Annotated in this window: 8 protein-coding genes; 5 read left to right on the top strand and 3 right to left on the bottom strand. The window is 39.5% G+C overall.

Annotated features, from left to right (window positions below; genetic code table 11):
* Window positions 1-123 precede the first annotated feature (123 nt).
* Window positions 124-690 carry a hypothetical protein gene (locus tag LJD61_RS18460; RefSeq protein ID WP_255229038.1) on the top strand — a complete coding sequence of 189 codons (567 nt, stop codon included), beginning with the start codon at window positions 124-126 and terminating at the stop codon, window positions 688-690.
* A gap of 24 nt (window positions 691-714) precedes the next feature.
* A complete protein-coding gene (locus LJD61_RS18455; protein ID WP_255229037.1) occupies window positions 715-2,076 on the top strand; it encodes an MATE family efflux transporter in 1,362 nt (453 codons plus the stop codon).
* 11 nt (window positions 2,077-2,087) lie between these two features.
* On the opposite strand, the gene LJD61_RS18450 is transcribed toward LJD61_RS18455, so the two are convergent.
* The gene (locus LJD61_RS18450) at window positions 2,088-3,710 is read right to left on the bottom strand and encodes a tetratricopeptide repeat-containing diguanylate cyclase (RefSeq protein ID WP_255229036.1); all 1,623 of its coding nucleotides are present in this window, start codon (window positions 3,708-3,710) and stop codon (window positions 2,088-2,090) included.
* Between the two features lie 69 nt (window positions 3,711-3,779).
* Complete coding sequence (locus tag LJD61_RS18445) at window positions 3,780-4,676, bottom strand: radical SAM protein (protein ID WP_255229035.1); 897 nt, start codon at window positions 4,674-4,676, stop codon at window positions 3,780-3,782.
* 157 nt (window positions 4,677-4,833) lie between these two features.
* On the opposite strand from LJD61_RS18445, the gene LJD61_RS18440 reads away from it, so the two are divergent.
* Window positions 4,834-6,537 (top strand): PucR family transcriptional regulator, encoded by a 1,704-nt coding sequence (locus LJD61_RS18440; RefSeq protein WP_255229034.1) that lies wholly within the window; start codon window positions 4,834-4,836, stop codon window positions 6,535-6,537.
* A gap of 19 nt (window positions 6,538-6,556) precedes the next feature.
* Here the strand turns inward: LJD61_RS18440 and LJD61_RS18435 are convergent, their stop codons facing one another.
* Window positions 6,557-7,249, bottom strand: coding sequence for a cyclase family protein (locus LJD61_RS18435; RefSeq protein ID WP_255229033.1), 693 nt, complete (start codon window positions 7,247-7,249; stop codon window positions 6,557-6,559).
* A gap of 395 nt (window positions 7,250-7,644) precedes the next feature.
* Here LJD61_RS18435 and ftcD point away from each other — a divergent pair, with 395 nt between their 5' ends.
* Both ftcD and allB read left to right on the top strand, forming a co-directional pair.
* Window positions 7,645-8,550, top strand: coding sequence for a glutamate formimidoyltransferase (ftcD, locus tag LJD61_RS18430; protein ID WP_255229032.1), 906 nt, complete (start codon window positions 7,645-7,647; stop codon window positions 8,548-8,550).
* A 33-nt stretch (window positions 8,551-8,583) separates the two neighbouring features.
* A complete protein-coding gene (gene allB / locus LJD61_RS18425) occupies window positions 8,584-9,996 on the top strand; it encodes an allantoinase AllB (RefSeq protein ID WP_255229031.1) in 1,413 nt (470 codons plus the stop codon).
* Window positions 9,997-10,045: the final 49 nt, after the last annotated feature.

The raw sequence follows: 10,045 nt of genomic DNA, 5'->3' as shown, positions 1-10,045 counted from the left end.
TTTTGTTTATTGTTTTTCAAATATTACAAATCTGAAAAATATACAGGATTTTCTATTATAATGTCGAATAGTAAGTTAGCGGCGGTTAGCTATATGATAAAACGGGAAATAGGAGGAGAATTGATGAAAATTAGCTTTTGTATATCTAAAACAAAAATAGTAGTAATAGCAACGGTAATTATCTTAGCATCATTTGTAATACTGGGTTCGGCAGATGGAGCTATTCCCGGTTCAGAGAGTGATCCCATTGTGACATTGAGCTTTGTGGAGAAGAAAATCGATCAGATCAAATATTATATAGATTCTGCTATGGAAGGCCTTAAAAACGAAGTGATGAAATACTCCGGAAGCATGGAGGAATATCAGGCGTTGATAGATAAAAAGGATGCAGAAATACAAGCTTTGAAAAATAAAGTGGATAGCGCTTTGACCTTTAAAGTCGTAGAAATGAAAAAAGGTCAGGTATTGCTTGCAGGAGAAGGCTCTGAAATAATAATCAGATCTGGGAAAGCTACCGCGGTATATGGGAAAAACGGAGGGCTTTCCGATATAACAGCAGCAAAGGATCTGCAAAATGGAGAAGCCATAGTCTCAAACCATATGCTTATAGCGTCGAGAGAGGACGGCAGGGGTGTCAAGGCAGAAGGAGATGTGTTTCTGATCATCAAGGGCGGTTACACATTGAAATAACAATTCATGCGTGGAGGCAATCCAATGAATGCATTTGAAAGAAGAGAACTTATACTTAAAGGCAATCTGTATGAAGTGATTATTGCGCTATCGCTGCCCATCATGATCAATAATCTGATTCAGACTCTATATAATTTGGCGGATGGGATATGGGTGAGCAAGATCAGCTCGGTCCACTTTGCTGCGACTTCTTTTGTTTTTCCGGTTGCTTTTCTGTTTATTTCTTTAGGCATCGGTATTTCTATAGCAGGCACATCAATTCTATCCCAATTGATTGGTGCGTCGGATTATGAAGAGGCAGAGGAGTATGCAACTCAGATAACCATAATATCCTTGCTTGTATCTGTCCTTTTTTCAGCCTTAGGCTATATATTAAGTCCCTTTGTTATCAGAATGATGGGAGCAGCCGGTGCCCTGGCGGAATATAGCAATATTTATTTAAAAATAACTTTTTTAGATATGCCCTTTATGTTTATGTTTTTTGTGTTTAATTCTATAATGAATGCTCAAGGCAATACTGTTATGCCTACAATACTCAGTGGAATAAGTGCAGCGCTCAATGTTATTTTAGACCCGGTATTTATATTTACCTTTGATATGGGTATTGCGGGTGCTGCTGTTGCCACATTGATTTCGAAGGCGCTTCTTGCTGTCGCGGGGTTTTTTATACTTATGCGCTCATCAGATCTTGTAAAGCCCAAGTTTAGCAATTTCAAATTTAATAAAAATATAGTTAAGAAAGTTTTTAAGGTTGGTCTGCCTTCCTCCATAGGGCAATCGGGAGCAGCTGTTGGATTTATTGTGCTGAATAGCTTTATAGCTTCTTACGGGACAGCAACAATTGCGGCATTCGGTATGGTCAATAGGATTGCGGCACTGATAATGCAGCCCGCTATGGGTGTGGGAGCTGCCTTGACATCTATTATCGGGCAAAACTTAGGTTCTAAGCAAGTGAACAGAGCGAGAGAAGCCTTTGCAAAATCCTTGAACCTTACAGTTTCATTTTCGGTAATAGGATGTATTATTTTATTATGGCAAGATAAATCCATAATCAACTTTTTTATGCAATCCAAGGATGACGTTACTGTTATCTCCCAAGGTATTACGTATCTCAAATATATCTCGTTTTCCATGCCCCTTATGGGAATTTTCAGCGTAATTCAAGGGTTGTTTCAAGGCTCAGGTCACACAAAATATTCAATGGCAATGGAGATTGGACGATTATGGTTTATTAGGATACCGATGATATTGATCTTTAAGTATTTCACCCATGTCGGACCTTCAGGGATATGGTTTTCCATGAGCTTTAGCAATCTAATAATCTGCCTGTATGGGTATTTGGTATATAGAAAAGGTGTATGGCAAAGGAATATTATTGGGGCATAAAGCGCATAGTTTTATTGAAGTATTGAAGCCATTCGCACACAATTTCGACCTGCACTTTTCGCCTGATACAGAGCATTATCTGCTATTTCAATATATTCTTCTATTGAAGCATTTATATAATCGTGAATTATTGTATAACCAATGCTTATTGTGGCTTTAAACTGTTTTTCTCCATATGTATAAGTAATGTTTGAGCCTTCCACATTTATTCGAAGCTGCTCGGCAATAAGATAAACCAGGTCTATATCAACATTCTCCATTATGCAGATAAATTCTTCTCCGCCATAACGTCCCACAAAGCCTTTCATATGGTTCATTGCTTCTATCAATATATGAGCGATTTTTTCCAAGCACACATCACCATATGCGTGTCCCATACCATCATTAACCCATTTGAAATGATCAATATCTATCATTATAAGTGCATGACACTTTCCAATATCGGGATTGGTAAGCGACTCCAGCTTTCTGTTTATGCTCCTTCGATTGGGCATGTTTGTCAGAGTATCGTAATTGGCCTGCTTTATTAGAACTGAATTCTGCTCTTTCAATAAATCAACAATCTTTTTATTCTCACTGGATTGTTGTTCAATTATTTCGTTAAGCATGGCATTGGGAGGCATTTTATATACCAATTCACTTTCTAATTTTAGAATTTCCAACTTATGAATTAAATTCATAGATTCAGTTTTGCTTACTAAATAGTGATAGTTAGTAAAGTGATCGAGGGCTTTTTTGTACTCTCCTATTGTGATATAATAGTCATGAAACCGCTTTTCTATTTCAGTAAGCTTTTTATCGGCAGAACAGGAAACAGCTATTTTATATGCCTGATCAAGTAGTGGTAAGGGATCGCTGCTTTTTGACTGTAATTCAAGATCAAATAATTGAATCAAAGTATCTATAAGATAGTATTTATTATCTATACTTTCAAATCCTTTTTTTGCTTGATAGAAACAGTTTCTTGCCATATTTAAATTATTGTTCTTCATATGAATGACCCCTATTTTATTCAGCAATTCCCCTGTATAAATGATAGCATTATTTGCATCAAGGAGTGAAAAGGCTTTTGTATAATAATCCAATGCTTCATTAAAGTCGTTTTTTAACAGGCTAATATTGCCAATGTTTGTGAGGATTGCAGCGCGGTAAATATCTATTTGATTTAGTATCGCTAATGTCTCTGCTTTTTCATAATAAGCCATCGCATTATTATAATCCTTTGCTTCCCTATAAACTTCACCTATATTAGAAAGTATTGAAAGATACAATTTAGGACAGTCTTTGCTTTCTACCAAAGCTTTAGCAGCCATAAAGTATCGTAAAGCCTTTTGAAACAAGCCGGAATAAAAGCAGAAAATGCCTAAAAAATTATTTGCACTAGCTTGTCCTTCGAGATCACCCATTTCTCGAAAGCAATTTAATGCACTATCGACTATTTTAAACCCGTTTACAGAATCGGACAAGTTTCTGTAGATAAGGCACATGTCTAGTGAAACCTCACCGAGCAATTTTTTATCAGAAATTGCAATAGCCATATCACGTACTTGATTAAAAACATCAAGGGCAAAATAATAATCGCTGTTTATTTTCTTTTTTCCTGTTTCATAGAGTTCTCTTACTGCAGTTTTCATTTTATATCCCCCCAAAACTTAGTCAGCAGCACTATACTATATTGAGCGCTTTATGCCTCACAAAGGCATTTACTCTATCCCGCTTAGATCAAAAATAGGTGTGTATTGCTCATTGGCGCTGTCCTGAGCTTGCATAAATCCATTCTCAAGACCAATCGATACAGCATAGTCTATAAGGCTTTCATAATGCTTGTAGTTCAATTTTTTATCGATCTCCCCATAGCTCTTTGCATTATACATAGGAGTGTACTGGGACATAATGTTCAAATAAACTTCAGCAGGCAGGCTTTTTATAACCCAATCAACGATTTTCTTTGAATCGAACAGGAGCCCGGGAAGCATCATGTGGCGTATCATCAGCCCTTTGGTTAAAATGCCGTTATCGTTAATAACAGGGCTTCCGACCTGCCTGTACATTTCAAGGATTGCCCTCGCGGCATGCTCAAAATACCCGGGAGCTTTGGAATATTTAATGCTGTATTTATCATCATAGTATTTCAAATCAGGCAGGTATATGTCTATAAGGCCTTCAAGACATGACAAAGCCTCCGCATTTTCATATCCGTTTGAATTATAAATCACAGGTATGGCCAAACCGTTATTTTTCGCAATATTTACGGCCTCTTTTATATGATATATATAAGGCGTGGGACTGACAAGATTTATATTATGCGCATTATTTTTTTGAAGCCGAAGCATTATATCAGCCAGTTTTTCTGCCGATATTTCTTTTCCCAAGCCCTCCTGGCTTATGTTATAGTTTTGGCAAAAAACGCATTTCATATTGCAATTGCTGAAGAAGATGGCGCCCGACCCGTTGATGCCTGAGACACACGGCTCCTCCCATTCATGCAGGCATGCTTTTGCAGCCCTTATTTTATCCTTCACTCCGCAATAACCGGGATGCTCATTTCTATTGATCATGCACATCCTTGGACATATGGCGCATTTTTCTAATTCTTTCATTTTATCACCATTTCCTGCACACTATTTTATATTCCCAAATAATTTTATCAGATACTATATGGTCCATAAAGACTTATTTTTATTTCTAAAGCTTTCCATATATGTTATAATATTTAAAAATAAGCTGGACACTTTACTCATGTATGGGGGTGGTAGGATGTTGAAGGAACAGGGTATGACAGTCAGAGAAGCAATGGGACTGGAACCCTTAAAGACATCAAAGGTGATTGCCGGATCTGAAGGAGTGGACAGGGTCATTGTAAGGCTGAATATCATGGCTGATCATGAAGGCATAGATTGGGTCTCGGAGGGCGAACTGCTTATAACGACTTCTTTGGCATTAAAAGCCAAGCCTGACTTGAGCAAGGATCTGATAGCAAAGCTTCATAATAAGGGGCTGGCTGCGCTGGCACTAAAGATAGGCGGATTGGACATGCCTATAAGCCGGGAGCTTATTGCTGCTGCGGACAAGTACAGTTTTCCTTTAATAGAATTAGACCCCAATGTGCCCTTTGCATATATAACCGATAATTTATCCTCTCACATTTTTAATAAACAGACCGCCTTGATAATGCGGATGGAAAACATTCATAACAATTTGATGAATGTGGTTTTATCCGGGGGTGGCCTTCAGGATATAGCGGCAGTGCTTTATGAAACCATAGGGAATCCCATTGTCATCTGGGATAATATATTTGGCGGCTGTGTCGGAGATGACGGTTCCCAGGATAGCTCATTATTAAACGGCAATTTATTCTCTATCGTGTACAATGACGATAAGACTAAAAATTTGTCCCAGGACGGCATAAAAAAATTGACCAATTATGCTGATAATGTCAATGGAAGGATTGTAAAGCGTGTTTTATTTCCCATCATGGTTTCTGAAAATATATATGGATATGTTTTTCTATGGGAGATGTTAAAGCCTATAGGGACTATAGACTACAGAACTCTTGAGACCGCATCTGCGGTTATCGCATTGGAGATAATAAAGAGGATGTCCGTTTACCAGGTAGAAAGCAGGTACAAGATGGAGTTTTTAGAAAATCTGCTTTCCAGGGATACAACGATGCAGAACCTTGCCTTTGAGAGGGGTTCCTTTTTTGACTGGAGTGAAAAGGACGGACATACTGTGATGATAGTCAGCATTGAGAGCAGGGAGAAAATTCCGGCGCATAAACAGATGACTCCCCGTGAAATCTTTGCTCAATATAAAAATAGCATCATTCAAGATATCGATGAAATCGTAAAGAAAGAGAATGAAAAGGCGATCATAGGTGAAAAGAGCGACAGCATAATAATTTTGCTTAGATCCGGTGAAGCAAGGGACATAGAAGAAATGGGCAGAAAAGCGCGGCGTATAGGTGATAAGATCATCAAAGCGGTTGACCAGAAGTATCAAAAGACCAAGGTAAACATAGGCATAGGAAGGCATTGCACCAATGTGAGACTGCTCTGGAAAAGCTATCAGGAGGCAAGAAAAGCTATGCTGCTGGGAAACAGTTACGGAAAAAAGGCTATGCACTTCGATGATATAGGAGTCTATAAAATACTCAGCCAGGATAATATCAAAAATGAATTGGCCGCTTTTTATGAAAATACTATATTGCCTCTATATGAGTATGATAAAACCAGGAATACGGAGTTTATAGCCACCCTCAAAGCATATTTCGAGCATAACGGGAATATAAGGAAAATGGCGGAAGCTTTGTATACCCATTATAATACAGTGCTCTATAGACTGGAAAGGATCAAGGAGATTTCCAATATAGACTTGAAGTCTCCCGAGAGCAGATTAAATGCAGAGATAGGGCTCAAAATAATGAAAATAATCGAAGGAAATGGCAGCCGGTTCCAGTGACCGGCTGCCATCAGTTTGTTTATTCTTCAATCAAGGCGACGGCTCTGATGGGAGAGCCTGAGCCATCCCTTATCTTGAGAGGCAGGCCGAAAAAGAGAAATCTTTTATTGACGAGCAAGTGCAGGTTGCAAAGGTTCTCCGTATTTGTCATATTGTACTTTCCGCAAATATAGTGACCTGAAAAATCTAAATCATCCGGATGGTCTATAGCGGGCGCGTCCACTCCTATATTTACCGCTCCTTTTTTTGCAAGCCACTCTGCGGCATCTTTGTTCAAGCCGGTATAAGAGGTCTGCCACTTGTCGGTATTGAAGTTCCTGTCATAATGTCCGGTGTAAAGAAGGACGATATCACCTTTTTCGATCTGCTGATTTGATTTTCTCATCGCATCCTCCAGATCCTTTGGGGTTATGAAGCGATCAGCTTTTACATGGCTCAGGTCCAGACATACAGCGCTGCCCCAAAAATACTCAAGAGGCATTTTATCAATGGTTGGTCCTGAAGGCTCATATTCCCAGATAGCATCCGTATGGGTCCCGCAGTGTTCACTGATCAATAAATTTCTCGCAGAAAAACCCAGGGTCTTGCTCTTTGTTTTTGCCTTATTCTCATCGTGGGTCATATTTGTCATTATAAATGTGCTTTGATGCATAGGAAATAATGACATACCTTGATATATTTCTTGTGACAAATCTAAAAGCTTCCATGCCATATAATTCTCCCCTTCACATAGAAATACCGATTTCAGGTTCAATTAGACAAAAGAAAAATAAATCCTTTGAAATTTTGAAAATATTTTAAAGTTGTTTGTTTTATATAATTCCAGTGTAATTAAGGCTGTTTGTTCTAAAGTATTTTTGTTGCTTTTTAACAAAAAAAGTTATTTTTTAAAGCTTGTACATTTTGAGACCTACTCAAGCATATATATGGATAAATGCATATCACTGCATATGAAATATTAACAACAAAAAGGATGGATTGCAAAAAAAAACATATATTTCTTTATAAATTTACTCCAAAGGTATTGAGCATCAGAAAATTGAACTAATATTTGGAATATTTAAAATAATTTGCTGTTCAAATATCAATTTTGTTAGGAGGTATAAAATGGCCCAATATATCCAGGCAGTTCCCAATTTCAGCGAAGGAAGGCGCAAGGAAACCATAGAGAAAATTGTGAACGAAGTCAGAAATGTGAAAGGCGTAAAGCTTGTGGATTACCATCCCGACCCGGACTTTAACAGGACTGTCGTAACTTTAATCGGAGAGCCGAAGCCGCTTAAGGAAGCATTGCTTAATATGGCAGGAAAATCCATTGAGCTCATCAATATGGAGGATCAAAAGGGCTCTCATCCCAGAATTGGTGCACAGGATACCATTCCCATCTTTCCTCTGAAAAATATTACTTTGGAAGAATGCGTAGATCTGGCGGAGGAAATAGGACGAGAAGTATATGAAAGATTTAAGGTGCCTGTCTATTTTACGGGAGAAAATGCGAGAAAGATTGAGAGAAAAAATTTGGACTTCATCAGGAAGGGCCAATATGAGGGCCTTAAGGAGGTAGCACATACGGATGAAAGAAAGCCTGATATCGGGCCTGCAGCATTGCACCCCACTGCCGGAGCGACTATTGTAAGCGCGGGCATAAATCCTTTGGTGGCTTTTAATGTGATTCTGGATACTTCAGATTTAGAAATCGCCAGGAAGATAGCCAGGATCGTCAGAGGACCGAGCGGCGGATTTACTACTGTCAGATCGGTAGGATTAAAGTTCGAGGAGCGTGATAGGGTTTGCGTGTCTATGAATATGTTTGATTATGTCAATACGCCTCTGTACCGCACCTATGAGGTTGTAAAGCTTGAAGCGTCAAGGTACGGCATCAATGTCATCGGCAGTGAGCTGGTGGGAGTAGTGCCCGTTGAATCTCTGATAAATTCCCTGGAATTTTACATAGGTCTGGAGAATTTTAATAGGAATCAGATATTGGAAAATCATCTTCTGGACTTGATTTAGGCTATATAATTTTAAAATAAAGGAGGTAACAAAATGTCTATTGACTTATTGATCAAGAACGCAATGATACCAAAGGGTGACATGACAGTGAAGGTTGATATCCTGGTGGATAAGGGAATTATAGTAGGATTCATGGAACAGGCACAAATCGAAGCGAGGGAAATAATAGATGCCTGCGAGAAGCTGGTGATCCCCGGATGTATAGATTCTCATACACATATCAATGATCCGGGATTCACTCACAGGGAGAATTTTTTGACGGGAACTTCCGCTGCGGCCAGCGGAGGTGTTACCACCATAATAGACATGCCATGCTGCAGCGTGCCTTCGGTGAGAAGCGTAGATAATCTGGAGTACAAGCTGAGCCAGATTGCAGACAAAGCCATAGTTGATTATGGCATGTGGGGAGGAGTTACCGGAGAAGATGTAAGAAATAATTGGCTTCATAATGTCAAGGAGCAGGCTGATTATGGGGTTTGTGCTTTTAAGGTATATATGACGCCTTCTGTGCCTACTTATCCCAGAGTGACTGACCCTGAAATGCTGGAAGCCTTTAAATCTGTTGCAGCCACAGGCTTGCCCATAGGGATCCATGCTGAAAACTATGCTATGTGCGATTTCTATGTCCAGAAGCTAAAAAATGAAGGCAGGCTGGATGGGCCTGCATGGGCCGAAGCAAGGCTTGAGCTGGCAGAAAAGGTTGCCATTGAGCTGGGCATAAGCTTTGCAGAGTTCACGGGAGCAAGGCTGCATATCGTTCATATGAGCACGGGCATTGGTGCAGTTTTGGTTAAAAATGCAAAGATGAGAGGCCTGGATGTGACTTCCGAAACCTGCCCTCATTATTTGACCATCAACTATCAGGATGCCATGTCAAAATATGAAAGCTTTGCCAAGATAGCCCCACCTTTGAGGACTGTAAAGGATAATGAAATGCTCTGGCAGGGTGTGGCAGACGGAAGCGTTGATTTCATAGCCACCGACCACGCTCCTTATGAGATCTCTACCGAGAAATGTGCGGAGGGCATGAATATATGGAACAGCTTCCCGGGAATACCGGGAGTTGAAACAATGGTTCCCGTAATAGTGAGTGAGGGCTATAACAAAGGGAAAATAAGCTTAAGCAGAATGGTTGAAATACTATGCAAGAATCCGGCAATACATTATGGCTTATATCCCAAAAAGGGAGCCATGGATATAGGCTCCGATGCGGATTTCACCATAATCGACCTGGACAAAGAATGGACTATTGAACAAGAAAAGATGTATACAATGGCAAAATATACTCCCCTTCATGGGATGAAGCTCAAAGGGAAGCCAGTTAAAACCATCGTAAGGGGAAGTTTGGTATATGAAGACGGCAAAGGCATAATCGCAAAACCCGGCTATGGACGATTCGTAAAAAGACAGACCATAAGCAAACTGCCAAGGCAGATTAAATTTTGATTTTACTGCATAAGCTATTTGTTGTTCTGACTGATAACGATTGCAGAGC

Origin of the sequence: Lutispora saccharofermentans, assembly GCF_024363565.1 — a bacterium.
Taxonomy (GTDB): domain Bacteria; phylum Bacillota; class Clostridia; order Lutisporales; family Lutisporaceae; genus Lutispora; species Lutispora saccharofermentans.
The sequence above is the reverse complement of the archived record's forward strand: the minus strand, read 5'-3'. Positions and strand labels throughout refer to the sequence as shown.